Genomic DNA, 13,502 nt, shown 5'->3' with positions numbered 1-13,502 from the left:
AAACAACTAACATGGAAACCATTGGTACCACACCATCCTTAAGGTTCTTTTTTAACTGAGAATAATTTTCATCTTAAGAAAAGTGTAGCACTATTGATTATCATTTTCAATGGAATGAGATTAATTGTCACACTTATTTAACAAATTTGGGACGAAACGACCCTGGTTGGTAAATTCAGTTTCATACTTTGTCAGCTCACTCAATGCCTTCTCCTCTGCAGGAATCCTGATTGATAAAATGAGGATATTCAACAAAGTAAAGACCGCCATTGTGATATAGGCATTGAACATCAATGGAATCACAATCAACTCTATCGCAACAATTAAATAGTTTGGATGCTTGATGATTTTATAGGGACCTTTCTTTACCACATTAGCCCCGGGAAGAATGATGATCTTTGTATTCCAGAACCTGCCCAATGAAGTTAGTGCCCAAACTCTCATTGCCTGTGTAAAAATAAACAGAGCAAGCAAGACCGGCCAATAATCTGAAAGGTTTTTACCCAATAGAATCACTTCCAGGATGAAAGATATGAAAAAAGCTGTATGGATCGATACCATCGCAGGATAATGGCCCTGACCGAATTCTATTGCTCCTTGATCTTTCATCCAGACCTCATTTTTTCTCGCGATGACTAGTTCTGTTATCCGCTGAAAGATTATTAAACCTACAAATACGAGGAATACCATGTTATTCCCACCTCATCAATAACAATTCCGAGCTAAAACCTGGGCCGAGTGCAGCACCAAGTCCTAGATCGCCTGCCTCCGCAGTCTCCATGAACCTTTTTAATACATATAGTATGGTCGCTGAAGACATATTCCCATATTCTTTTAAGACGTTCAGGGAAGTCTCGGTCATTTTTCCAGGGAATTTCATAGCTGAAACGTAGGCTTCCAATACTTTCTTACCTCCTGGATGCGCAATAAAATGATCAAGATCTGTAACGTCAAGACCATTGGTATTTAAAAACCTTAAGACATTTGGCTGAAGCCAGTTTTCAATTATCGTCGGTATATCCTTCGAAAACACAACATACAGTCCCTCATTTTTCACTTCCCATCCCATAACATCTTCAGAGTCAGGCATCGTGGTGGACTGTGTGCCGATAATATTAGGTGCAGAATCTTTTTTCATTATATTTCCATAGCCAGAATCATCACCACAGACCAGGGCGCAGGCAACCCCGTCCGCAAACAATGAAGTTCCAATCAGATTGCTTTTTGATCGATCGTTCCGCTGGAAGGTTAAACTGCATAATTCGATTGATAGTACAAGAACTTTTGCCTGCGGGTAGGCCAGGCAGTACTCATATGCACGTGAGAGCCCTGAAGCACCACCTGCACAACCGAGGCCCCAAATGGGAATCCTTTTAGTATATTGAGATGATGGCAGGATATTCATAATTCTCGCATCAATGCTAGGAGTCGACACACCTGTGCTGCTGATAGTAAAAATAGCATCGATCTCTTCAAGATGGACTTCGTCTTTTAAAAATACATCACTCTTAAGGCAATTCAAGATCGCTTTTGACCCAAGATCCACAGCTGCCTCGATATAGGCATTGTTCTTCTCTTCAAAAGTATGGTCCTTTACGAACCAATCAAGGTCTTTTGCAAAATGGCGTTTCTCGATTTGGCCGTTCTGGAAAACGGTGAGCAGCCTGTTTATATCCTTGAAGGATTCCTTGAATAACTTTTCTGCGAAATCCATTACCTTTTCTTGTTCTATTTTAAATGGCGGCAATGCTTCTGCAATGGATATGACTCTTGGCATGTTATACTCTCCTCACATCTATGTACGGTTACTTTTTCCATTTACCCAGAGAGTATACAGTCAAACTCTCTTAGACTAAAACAAAAAAAAGCTTTCCCCAGAGCAGGGGAAAGCCTAACGTTTTGAAGGAGTTGCTGTGCAAGTTCATTATACAATGCTCTCTTGCCTTATACATTATAAAATCTTTACCAGTTGACTATCGATTGGTCTTCGACAGATTCATGTCAGTGACCTTTTTCGGGGGTAAAAGCAGCATCCTTCCCTTATACCGTCTAATTAAGAGCCTCCTTTTCAATTGCGAAAAATTCTACCTTCTCTTAATCAGAATCCGTGAATCGTCATGCCTCCGTCGACGAATAAAGTTTGGCCAGTCACATAGTTTCCTGCGTCAGAACTTAGGAAGACAACTGGTCCTATGAGCTCAGGCAATTCTCCAATTCTCTTTAACGGCGTTACTGCAAGGATGTCTTCTACATACGCTTCATCTGCCAGTAGCTTTTCAGTCATGGGTGTTTTGAAATACCACGGACCAATTGAATTCACGTTGATACCGTATTGTCCCCATTCCATCGCTAGCACTTTTGTCATCTGCATTAAGGCTGCCTTAGTTGTTGCATAGACAACACCGGTCCTGAGGGCTACTTGCCCTGCTACAGATGCGATATTGATGATTTTGCCTCCTGATTGCTGTTCCTTCATGACTTTTCCGGCTTCCTGGGACATCATGAAGCTGATTTTAAATTGGTATCCATGATTGTTTGCCATTCTTCATCCGTCGCCTCTAATGCCTTTGAACGGATGTTCATGCCCGCATTGTTTACCAGGATATCGATCTTTCCCCATTCAGTGCGTACTGCTGAAATTGATTTATGTACTTGATCCCTATTTGTTACATCTGTTGGGAGCACGAGAGTCTTATGCCCTAATTTTTCAATTACCGATGAAGTTTCCTTAAGATCTTCCTCCGTTCGTGCAAGTAAGGCAACATCTGCTCCAGCCTCAGCAAACCCGATTGCAATCGCCCTGCCAATCCCTCTTCCCGCACCCGTCACTACCGCTGTTTTACCCTTCAAATCAAAAGATGGCAAAAACATTCACATCATCCTCCTGCTCTAAAGTGACTTAATTTTAACATAATACGCAGGAAAATCAGGTTTACTCGCCTGGTAAAAGAAAAAGCACCAAACCAGGTGCTATTTTTCATTGGACTGCTTTTGTACCTCAATCCAAATTTGTTTTTCCGCCGCTCGGCCACATTTTTTACATAAGCGCATTTCATCATAAATGAGACGGCAATGTTCACAATAATACTTTTGCATATATACCACTTCCTGAAAGATCCATTTTTTATTAGTTTATTAGCTCCATGCTGAATGGTGATTCCTGTTTTTTTATTACTTTTTTAAAAATGTCAAGTCGATCTATCACATCCCAATCTGTTAGCTTGTGATTTTGCTCACTGTTTCACATGTTTGTTTTCACAGATTATTCACAATTACCCCTCGTTCCATGTGACTTAAATCACTGTATTGACGCGTTTTCACCATTAACATAGTAAATATATCAGGTATGAACAATTTGTGAACTGTTTGAAACCGTATTTACGTTTCCAAATTGTTTTGTATTATGAGAATGTACTTATCATTTATAAACGAACATTTTATACGAAGGGAGTGGACCGGAATGGCTCAGCTGGAATCGGGAAGAAAACACATACGAAGGTGGAAGACCAATCTTCCTTGAAAGGAACACTTGCATCCGTTTTCTTGTTAGGATTCTTTTTAATTGTCACTTGGGTAGGCGTTTATTTCTTATTTGTAGATCGTTTTTAAGAGAGACTAAAAGGGGAGAAAGATGTTATGCACATTCATAAATTTGAAAAAATCTGGCTAATATTCGGAATTACGACCTTGATCGTATTCCTAAGTGTAATTGGAGTCAGTGCCTTTTATTTAGGCAACCAGCTCCAAGCTGTCTCGCAACAATCAATCCTGAAAAAGTAGACACTACTGCACCGTTCAACGAGCCGGGACTGAAGAAGGTTGAAGGAAAAGAGTGGGATTACGAACTCGTTTTCGTAGCATCAGCATTTGCCTACAACCCTGGACAGGTAGAAGTTCCATTAGGAGCTAAAGTGAAAGTGATCGCGACTACGAAGGATGTCATTCACGGCTTTCAGGTTGCGGGCACTAATATTAACATGATGCTTGAGCCTGGCTACATCAGTGAGTATGTCACAACGTTTGATAAAGCTGGCGATTACCTGATTGTTTGTAATGAGTATTGTGGTGTCGGCCACCACATGATGTCGTCTAAAATCGAGGTGGTAGAATAATGGATACAAAATCAGTAAAAACAGTTGTTGACCGCCGAGACGGCAAATTGGCAATGGCCCACTTTTATGTCGCTTTCATCGCTCTTGCAATCGGCGGTCTTGCAGGTTTGCTCCAGACACTTGTCCGTTCAGGAAAATTCGAATTGCCTTCATGGACTGGATATTACCAGATCCTTACGATCCATGGTGTCGTACTTGGACTGGTTCTAACAACATTTTTCATTATGGGATTCCAGCTCTCTCTAGTGAGCAAAACATCCGGAACATTAACTGATAAACAGCGTAAGACTGGCTGGATTGGTTTCTGGACGATGACGATCGGTACTGTAATGGCTGCTGTCATGATCCTGACGAACCAAGCTTCTGTCCTTTATACATTCTACGCACCATTGCAGGCACACGCACTCTTTTACTTAGGACTTACGCTTGTTATCGTCGGAAGCTGGATTGACGGAGCCGCAATCATCATGGCTTACTCTTCATGGAGAAAAGCTAATCCTGGAAAGCCTAGCCCGCTGCTGACTTTCATGTCACTTGTCAATACGCTTATGTGGATTGTAGCGACGATTGGTGTCGCTGCTACAGTATTATTCCAGCTGCTTCCTTGGTCACTTGGCCTTGTAGAGCGTGTAGATGTGTTGGTCAGCCGTACATTATTCTGGTATTTCGGCCACCCTCTTGTGTATTTCTGGCTATTGCCAGCATATATGGCCTGGTACGCAATCGTGCCAAAAATCATTGGCGGAAAGATATTCTCTGATTCATTAGCAAGGATGTCGTTCATCCTGTTCCTGTTGTTCTCGATTCCAGTAGGTTTCCACCACCAGTTGATGGAACCAGGTATTGACCCAGCTTGGAAATTCCTTCAGGTTATTTTAACATTCCTTGTTGTTATCCCATCATTGATGACCGCATTCTCATTGTTTGCGACATTTGAAATGTTTGGACGTTCAAAAGGATCTACCGGCTTATTTGGATGGGTGAAAAAGCTTCCTTGGGGAGATGCCCGTTTCGCAGTGCCGTTCATCGGAATGCTTGCATTCATCCCTGCTGGTGCTGGCGGACTTATCAACGCTTCCCACCAGTTGAACCAGGTAGTACACAACACAATCTGGGTTACAGGACATTTCCATTTGACTCTTGCGACTTCTGTTATCCTGACTTTCTTCGGGATTTCTTATTGGCTTGTCCCTCACCTGACTGGAAGGGTACTTACAAAAGCCATGAATAAACTTGCGATTATCCAGGGTATTGTTTGGGCAATCGGTATGACATTCATGTCTGGCGCAATGCACGCAGCCGGCCTGCTTGGAGCCCCACGCCGTTCTTCATTCTCAACATACGGCGGTTCAGAGCAAGCTGCTGAGTGGATCCCATATCAGGTTGCACAGGCAGTTGGCGGATCGATCCTTTTCCTTGGAATCATCCTGATGCTTTACATTTTCATCAACCTTGCTTTCTTCGCACCTAAAGGGGAAGAAGAATTCCCTGTTGGAGAAGTTGCTGATGCAGCCGAGAAAACTCCAATGGTATTCGAAAACTGGAAGCTATGGCTCGGTATCACGGTTCTTTTGATTCTATTCGCTTACACGATACCATTCATCGATATGATCGAAAATGCACCGATTGGTCGAAGGGATATAAATTCTTCTAAAAAATCACTAACAGGTCCTCTTTTGAGTATAAAAGCAAAAAATTAACCAAAACAGGGTATGAAGTTACAAAAAACTTCATACCCTGTTTTTTAGTGTTATAACAGCATTTACAAAAAAAATAGAATGCATCAGCATCCTATTCTTCTTATTTTTTACAATTATTTAATTAAAATTCTGCATTACCTGGTGTACGAGGGAATGGGATGACATCGCGAATGTTCTTCATTCCGGTTAGATACATAACAAGTCGTTCGAATCCAATTCCATAGCCAGAATGCTTTGTGCTGCCGTATTTTCTAAGCTCGAGATACCACCAGTAATCTTCTTCCGACATACCAAGTTCTTTAATTCGATTAGCAAGGACTTCTTCTCTTTCCTCACGCTGGCTTCCGCCGATTAACTCGCCAATTCCGGGAACCAAAAGGTCGGTCGCGGCAACTGTCTTGCCATCCTCATTCGCTCTCATATAAAATGCCTTGATTTCTTTCGGATAGTCTGTTACGAAGACAGGACGTTTGTAAATTTCCTCACTAAGATAACGTTCATGTTCGGTTTGCAAATCCGTACCCCATTCAACAGGGTATTCAAATTCCTTACCTGAATTCTTCAATAATTCAACTGCTTCGCTATAAGTAACCCTTCCGAAATCGGATTCCAATGCATTCTGCAGTCTTTCAATAAGCGTCTTATCAATAAAGCTGTTAAAGAAAGCCATTTCTTCTGGTGCATGTTCAAAAACATAATCAATGACATACTTGACCATTTCTTCTCCAAGGTCCATGATATCTGGTAATTCTGCGAAGGCAACCTCCGGCTCGATCATCCAGAATTCTGAGGCATGTCTTGATGTATTTGAATTTTCTGCTCTGAAGGTCGGTCCAAAAGTATACACATTACGGAAAGCAAGAGCAAAGCTTTCAACGTTTAATTGACCGCTAACGGTTAAGTTGGTTTCTTTCCCGAAGAAATCTGCACTGTCATCCACTTTTCCATCTTCTGTTTTCGGAAGCTTGTTCAGGTCCATTGATGTCACACGGAACATCTCCCCGGCTCCTTCTGTATCGCTTCCGGTAATGATCGGTGTATGTACATAAACAAACCCTTTGTCCTGAAAGAATTTGTGAAGGGCATAGGATGCAAGAGATCTTACTCTGAAAACCGCTGAGAAGGCGTTGGCTCTCGGGCGTAAATGAGCGATTGTTCTCAAATATTCAAGGGTATGTCTCTTTTTTTGTATAGGATAATCTGTATCCGACAATCCCTCGACGACAATTTTTGTCGCTTTAATTTCAAATGGCTGTTTCATTTCAGGGGTAGGAACAAATTCACCTTCTACTAAAACTGAAGAGCTGATAGGCAACTTCGTAATTTCTTTGAAGTTATCAAGGGTATCCTCGAAAACAACTTGTACACTCTTAAAGAATGTTCCATCGTTCAACTCCATAAATCCAATGGTTTTGGAATCACGAAGAGTACGGATCCATCCTGTAATTTGAACAGTTTGGTCCTTAAAATCTTCTTGATTTCTGTATAAATCTTTTACTACAGTCTTAATCATAAAGAGCCTCCTCATGGTAATTTTTCGCAATAAAAAAAGCCTTCTATCCCTAAAAAAAGGGACGAAAGGCTGAACTTCCGCGGTACCACCCAAATTGTCATAAAATGACCAACTTTACTATTGCATAACCCAGTCTATAACGTGCTGGTAACGTCTAATCCTACTAAGTAATCCCTTTTCGGTTAGAACTCAAAGGTGTTCTTCATTTATGCTTCATCACCAGGCTTCCACCGCCCCCGGCTCGCTATCGAATATAGCAAAAACTACTTTCCTTTTCATCGATTTAAAAATATGTAGTTTTAAAAAGGATTTTCACTGTAATAATTTATCACAAAACATAATCTTTTGTCTAGTTGCCCCCTGATTTATCTGCTTTTTTCCCTAAAAATCATTTTTAAACAAGGTGTACATTCTACAGAGGAACAATTTACAAAACTACAAAATGCTTTAGTTTGGACAGTAAAAAGGAGCTTGGGTTTGAATTAGGCTCCTTTCTCTGTTAATTGGTACGTTTACTATTCGCTATTTTTTTTCAATCTCCACGTCAAAAGGGATTGAATCACACTGTGAAGTTCTTTTTTTGCTTCCTCATGGGAATTGAGATATTGATAGATATTACAGATATGATAATCAACGCGGATCCGAGTATCTGAAGACCGCCAAGCCTGTCACCATACACCAATATTCCCAGCATGGTGGCAATGACGGGTTCCAGCGTTGCAACTACTGCAGCAGTACTGCTTTCCGTCCTTTCAAGGCCCCAGGAGTATGCAAAATATGCAACCACAGTCGGAAAAATCCCTAACCCTATTGCATAAAGCCACACATCTCCAGAAAAAAGGACAACCGCCTTGCTGACTATACCAGTTGTCGGAACCAGGGCAGCCGAAGCCACAAGGAATGTATACAAAGTTACCGTAAAAGGATGGTACCGTCTTAATGCAATCTTGCCAAAAATACTGTAAAGAGCGTACCCGAACCCTGCCCCTAGGCCAATAAGGATACTTGAGACAGAAAAGGACGTTCCACCATGTCCTGTAATGCCTGCGGCAAGTGTACAGCCGATGACTGTCATGACAATCGCCAACAGCTTCCTCCTGTTAATGGTTTCTTTCAGGAAAAGAAATGATAAAACCGCAACAAAAGCAGGAGAAGTATACAGTAAAGCTACAGCAATCGGGATGTTCATCAGGTTGATTGCCGTGAAATAAGACCAATTAAAAAACACAATGCTTAAAATCCCTGTCCCCACAAAAAGATACAAGTCTTTCAACCTGATTTTCAAATGACTTCGGTAAAAAGCAATGCCCACCAAAATCAAAATAATGGCTGCGGTCGACACACGTATGGCCACAATCTCCATGGCACTGAACCCGGCATTATTCAGGCCTTTAACAAAAAAGCCAATCAGCCCCCACATTGCGGCCGCAAATGCAATCATTATATAAGGCAATTTCCTGGACAATAGGTTTCACCACACAGAAAAGATGGCAGAAATACTGCATCTTATTTTACTAAGCCCTTAAAAATATTTATCTTAGACTAATTGATATACCTTATTGTATTTTTCGTATAAGTAATCTACCAGGTATTGGGCGTTGAGTCCCTCACCTGTTACATCTGTCAAAATCTCAAGGGGTTTTTTCATTTTTCCATGTTTATGGACGTTCTCCGTCATCCATTCTTTAACCGGCTGAAGATTTCCTTGTTCTAACAATTCCTCATAATTCGGTAGATCTTTCAGCATTGCATGCTTGAACTGTGCGGCATACATGTAGCCTAAAGCATATGAAGGGAAATAGCCGAAGCTGCCTCCTGCCCAGTGGACATCCTGCAGGACTCCCTCTGCATCATTTCCAGGCCTGATTCCTAGATACTGCTCATATTTATCATTCCAGATCTGCGGAAGATCCTTTACTTCTATTTCATCATTGAACAAGCCTTTTTCAATCTCATATCGCACCATTACATGCAAAGGATAGGTTAGCTCATCTGCCTCAATCCGGATCAAGCTTGGTTTGGACTCATTGACTGCACGATAGAAATCCTCTACTTCCACTCCGGAAAACTGACCATCTGAATGCTCCTGCAGCAAGCTGTAGTTGTGCTTCCAGAAAGAGTAATTGCGCCCAACAAAGTCTCATAGAAGAGCGACTGTGATTCATGGATTCCCATGGAAGTGCCTGAACTCAAAGGAGTCCCGACTAGCTCTTCAGAAATGTTTTGTTCATAAAGAGCGTGTCCGCCTTCATGAATTGTACCGAAAACAGCTGTCCGGAAATCTAATTCATCATATTTCGTTGTAACCCTTACATCTCCAGGGTTAAGTCCCATAGCAAAAGGATGGACCGTTTCATCAAGACGTCCAGCATCAAAGTCATATCCCATTTGTTTCAGGATTTCGAGGCTGAATCCACGCTGCTTGTCTTTTGGAAAGTGCTTGAACAAGAATCCTGTTTCAGGCTTAGCTGTTGAACTGGAGATTTGCTGTACGAGCGGGACAATTTTTTCACGAAGGTCCCCAAATACCTGGTCCAGGACCTCGACAGTGACACCGGGCTCATACATATCTAGCAGAGTATTATATTTATTGCCCTCATATCCCCAGTAACCAATGAATCTCTTAGTAGTCTTCACTAGTTTTTCAAGGTATGGTCTGAACATATCAAAATCGGACTCAGCCTTGGCTTCTTCCCAAACCGTTTCTGCCTTTGATTGAAGAATCACAAAATCACGATATTCATCTGCAGGAATTTTTTTATTACGGTCATAATCCTTCCTGCACTCATCCAGCGTTTTACGGATAATTTCAGATAAACTTTGTTCATTTGATAGTCGTGCTATGTATGATGCCATTTCTTCTGAAGTTGACATGTTAAACAGCTCGGAAGAAAGTACACCGATCACTTCAGAACGCTGCTCTGCTCCTTTTTTCGGAGCACCTGTCCTTAAATCCCAATAAATTAATGAAAGCGCCTCACCATAGGCAGCCATTTTTTTGACATAATCCAAAAATTTCTTTTCCGTCTGCTTTACATCACTCATCAATTTCACCCCATATTTTTCATTCTAATTTATCTTATCATACTTTTCTGAAATTTAGGTTTGCGAAAAATAAAAAACAACAGGCGAACCTGTTGTTTCAGAATCAGAGGATGTTTTTTATATATGTTACTTCGTTTTACCTATTGCCACTCGCCATGTTTCTGGGCCTTCTTCAAGATACTCCCATGAAAATGCTTCTGGACGCTCCATCATGAATTGGTACTGCAGCGGTCTAGGGTCATGATCATTGACGATTTGCATAAATTCTCCCTTTTTCAGAGAATCAAAGTTTTGGAATATTGTAGGGTGTTTTTCCCGTGGTGCATAGTCAGGTACATTGATAATTACGTTGAAAGTCATTATCCTCTCTCCTTTATTTCCTGATTTTCTTTACATTTTCATTATAAAACTACGATTTTTCCTTTGTAGTGAGCGCGGTCACAGTTTGACTATGACTTCTTTCATTCATGAGGATATGTATATTTAAGTATTCATCAGTTTAAAAAGAGGAACTTATATAATTAGATAGAACTCTAAAATGAGGGAGGGAATTATTATGAAAGAGTTAGTAGGCAGCTGCGATCGTTGTGGAAAAGAGATTTTTTGCCTGGATGGTTTTTTGAATGGTGTACATAAAAATGGTAAAGTGCTTTGTTTTGAGTGTGAAAAAGAAGAGGAAAACAAAGCATAATTAAAACCGCAAAGCGATGGCGCTTTGCGGTTTTCCTATTAATCTTCATCTACAGCCAAATCATTTACTGGCAGCTGTTCTTCTTCTTTATGTGTCACTTTACGGAGGTTGAATAGTGCTTTTACGCTAAAAATCGCCAGCGCAGCCACACCAATCAAGAAGATTGTATCAGGGATCGCTCTCAGCGTCAGCAGCATTTCAACACTTTCCTGCTGTAAGAACTGAGATGAACGTGAAGCTGCATAACCGTTGAAGTATGCCTCTTTTAACTGCAGGTACCCCACTGGCAGCAAGGACAGGAATACCATGCCAGCCAAGCCTACGTTCAGCATGATGACGATGAATTTCACCCACCTGTCGCTCCACTTTTCAGGCTTCACGATATTGCGTAATGAGTATATCAATACTGCACCTGCGAACATGCCATACACACCCATCATCGCCGCGTGGCCGTGGGCCGGTGTCAGGAATTGACCGTGTTCAAGGAAGCTTACTGCAGGCAGGTTGATGAGGAACCCCAGTACCCCAGCACCTACCAGGTTCCAGATTGCTACAGAAATCAAGAACCAGAAAGTACCTTTGTAAGGGAAATCAACTCCTCCATCTCTCATCATTTTGTATTGCTCATATGCTTCCAAGATGAGCAAGGTCAATGGAATGACTTCAAGAGCAGAGAATACTGAACCGAGTGCAATCCAAACTTCGGAAGAACCATTGTAGTAATAATGGTGGCCGATACCGATAACACCTGCTCCCATCAGCAGGATCAACTGGAAGTATAACGCCTTTATTGTTGATTTTTTCGTGACAAGCTTCATCTGGACCATCAAGAAACCAATAACTACGACTGCAAAAACCTCGAAAATACCTTCAACCCAGAGATGGATGATCCACCAGCGCCAGTAGTCAGCAAAGGTATAATGTGTCCCTGGATTGATCATGAAAGCAAAGAAGTAAAATGCGGGAACAGCGATTGCTGAGTAGAACAATAGGTGAATCAGACCGCCTTTGTCGGATTCCCTCTTCAAACCACTCTTGATGCCACGGAATACGATGAACAGCCAGATCAGCATTCCGCTCGCAAGAATGAACTGCCATATGCGTCCTAACTCAAGGTATTCCCAGCCCTGGTGGCCCAGCAGGAACCAATTGTTTCCAAGGTAACCGTTAGCGCCGAGCCATTGGCCAATCATGCTGCCAGCTACAAGCACAACCAATGCCCAGAAAAGGATATCAACTAGTAACCCCTGGCGCTTTGGTTCATGCCCGCCAACCAGCGGTGCGATAAAGATGCCCATCCCTAGCCATGCTGTCGCAATCCAGAAAATTGCAAGCTGCAAGTGGAAGCCTTTTGTAATGTTGAACGGCAGGATATCATGGACCCATTTCATTCCAAAGAAACTGTCAGGCTCGATATAATAGTGCGCAAGCAGCGCTCCGAACATTGCCTGGACAAAGAACAGCACAGATACAACAGCGAAATATTTACCTGTCTTCAATTGTGAAGAAGTAAGCGGAAGATTCCTCAAATCGATCTTAGGGAAGTTCCCAGCTGTATAAGCCTCTTGCATTCCCAGGTGATAGCGATAAAAGACAAACAGGATCAAGCCTACAAACAAGATCAATATAGTCACGCTCGCCCCGCTCCACCAGATTGCCGAAAATGACATCGTGTTTCCTGCGTCCTCATAATATGGCCAGTTATTTGTATAAGTGATATCATCGTTGGGCCTTTCTGTACTTGATAGCCAAGCTGTCCAGAAAAAGAAATCAGCGATTTGTTTAATCTGATCACCCTTCGAAACCCAGGCGCGCTCACCGTCCGGCATATGCTTTTCCTGAATTAAGCCTGGTTTAAGACCCCACTGGTCACCTTCAGTAAAAATAGTATGATAGAATTCCCTTACCTTTTCGTGTCCATATATTTGTGCATCTGTCAGCACCAGCTTATCAGTATCGGGCACATAACGGTTTTCACGCATTTCCTTCATGACATTGTCACGGATGATTGTTTGTTCATCTCCGGATAGCTCTTTGAAATCTTTACTATATTTTTCTTGTGCCTTGAAGTCATGCATTCCATCAGTATAAATCTTCAGTGCCTCTGCCGTATAATCAGGCCCCATATAGGAACCATGCCCTAATACAGTTCCATAATCCATCAAACCATATTTCTGGAAGACAGCCTGCCCTCCCATGATACTCTCTTTTGTTAAGATGACCTCTCCCTTTTCGCCTGTGACTTCAAACGGTCTCGGAGCCATATCTTTAAAGATCCAGTAACCTCCTGTCAGGAGTACTGTAAAGCTAAGTAATAATGTAATGATGAGTACGGATTTCAACAGTGAGTTTCTATTTTTCTTGACCACTGCCTTTGTGGATGTCCCATGCTGGATTTCCATCGACCATACATCCCCTTCCTTGTTTGATTTACAACCTAA

General features: G+C 41.8%; 8 protein-coding genes, 4 pseudogenes and 1 other annotated feature. Of the genes and pseudogenes, 4 read left to right on the top strand and 8 right to left on the bottom strand.

From position 1 onward, the window contains the following. Positions 1 to 120 precede the first annotated feature (120 nt). The 3 genes and pseudogenes from JCM21738_RS00810 to JCM21738_RS00800 form a co-directional block, all read right to left on the bottom strand. On the bottom strand, positions 121 to 690 hold the full coding sequence (locus JCM21738_RS00810) for an isoprenylcysteine carboxyl methyltransferase family protein (protein WP_023627615.1): 570 nt from the start codon (positions 688 to 690) through the stop codon (positions 121 to 123). 1 nt (position 691) lies between these two features. Further along, a complete protein-coding gene (locus tag JCM21738_RS00805) occupies positions 692 to 1,777 on the bottom strand; it encodes a type III polyketide synthase (RefSeq protein WP_023627614.1) in 1,086 nt (361 codons plus the stop codon). Between the two features lie 321 nt (positions 1,778 to 2,098). Next, positions 2,099 to 2,871, bottom strand: a pseudogene (locus JCM21738_RS00800) (SDR family NAD(P)-dependent oxidoreductase). A gap of 603 nt (positions 2,872 to 3,474) precedes the next feature. Between JCM21738_RS00800 and JCM21738_RS00795 the strand changes: the two are divergent. The 3 genes and pseudogenes from JCM21738_RS00795 (at position 3,475) to JCM21738_RS00785 (ending at position 5,766) form a co-directional block, all read left to right on the top strand. Next, positions 3,475 to 3,609 (top strand): hypothetical protein, encoded by a 135-nt coding sequence (locus JCM21738_RS00795; RefSeq protein WP_035208693.1) that lies wholly within the window; start codon positions 3,475 to 3,477, stop codon positions 3,607 to 3,609. A 27-nt stretch (positions 3,610 to 3,636) separates the two neighbouring features. Then, positions 3,637 to 4,112, top strand: a pseudogene (locus tag JCM21738_RS00790) (cytochrome c oxidase subunit II). Then, positions 4,112 to 5,766 (top strand): annotated as a pseudogene (locus JCM21738_RS00785) (b(o/a)3-type cytochrome-c oxidase subunit 1). The pseudogenes JCM21738_RS00790 and JCM21738_RS00785 overlap by 1 nt, the downstream one beginning before the upstream one ends. Positions 5,767 to 5,933: 167 nt before the next feature. Here JCM21738_RS00785 and asnS read toward each other — a convergent pair. The 4 genes and pseudogenes from asnS to JCM21738_RS00765 all read right to left on the bottom strand — a co-directional run bounded on the left by asnS (position 5,934) and on the right by JCM21738_RS00765 (position 10,730). Continuing rightward, positions 5,934 to 7,325: an asparagine--tRNA ligase gene (gene asnS / locus JCM21738_RS00780; RefSeq protein WP_023627608.1), complete on the bottom strand. Its 1,392-nt coding sequence runs from the start codon at positions 7,323 to 7,325 to the stop codon at positions 5,934 to 5,936. A 54-nt stretch (positions 7,326 to 7,379) separates the two neighbouring features. After that, positions 7,380 to 7,613: a binding site (T-box leader), on the bottom strand. Positions 7,614 to 7,884: 271 nt separating this feature from the next. Then, positions 7,885 to 8,766 carry an EamA family transporter gene (locus tag JCM21738_RS00775; RefSeq protein ID WP_023627607.1) on the bottom strand — a complete coding sequence of 294 codons (882 nt, stop codon included), beginning with the start codon at positions 8,764 to 8,766 and terminating at the stop codon, positions 7,885 to 7,887. A gap of 96 nt (positions 8,767 to 8,862) precedes the next feature. Further along, positions 8,863 to 10,370 (bottom strand): annotated as a pseudogene (locus tag JCM21738_RS00770) (carboxypeptidase M32). 126 nt (positions 10,371 to 10,496) lie between these two features. Then, positions 10,497 to 10,730, bottom strand: coding sequence for a DUF2249 domain-containing protein (locus JCM21738_RS00765; RefSeq protein WP_023627605.1), 234 nt, complete (start codon positions 10,728 to 10,730; stop codon positions 10,497 to 10,499). A 196-nt stretch (positions 10,731 to 10,926) separates the two neighbouring features. On the opposite strand from JCM21738_RS00765, the gene JCM21738_RS26460 reads away from it, so the two are divergent. Beyond that, a complete protein-coding gene (locus JCM21738_RS26460; RefSeq protein ID WP_023627604.1) occupies positions 10,927 to 11,061 on the top strand; it encodes a hypothetical protein in 135 nt (44 codons plus the stop codon). 38 nt (positions 11,062 to 11,099) lie between these two features. Here the strand turns inward: JCM21738_RS26460 and JCM21738_RS00760 are convergent, their stop codons facing one another. Further along, entirely contained in the window at positions 11,100 to 13,463 is a 2,364-nt protein-coding gene (locus tag JCM21738_RS00760; protein ID WP_023627603.1) for a nitric-oxide reductase large subunit, read from the bottom strand. Positions 13,464 to 13,502: the final 39 nt, after the last annotated feature.

This window comes from Mesobacillus boroniphilus JCM 21738 (genome assembly GCF_000517385.1).
Classification (GTDB): Bacteria; Bacillota; Bacilli; order Bacillales; family Cytobacillaceae; genus Mesobacillus; species Mesobacillus boroniphilus.
This window is presented reverse-complemented; position numbering and strand designations above follow the sequence as displayed.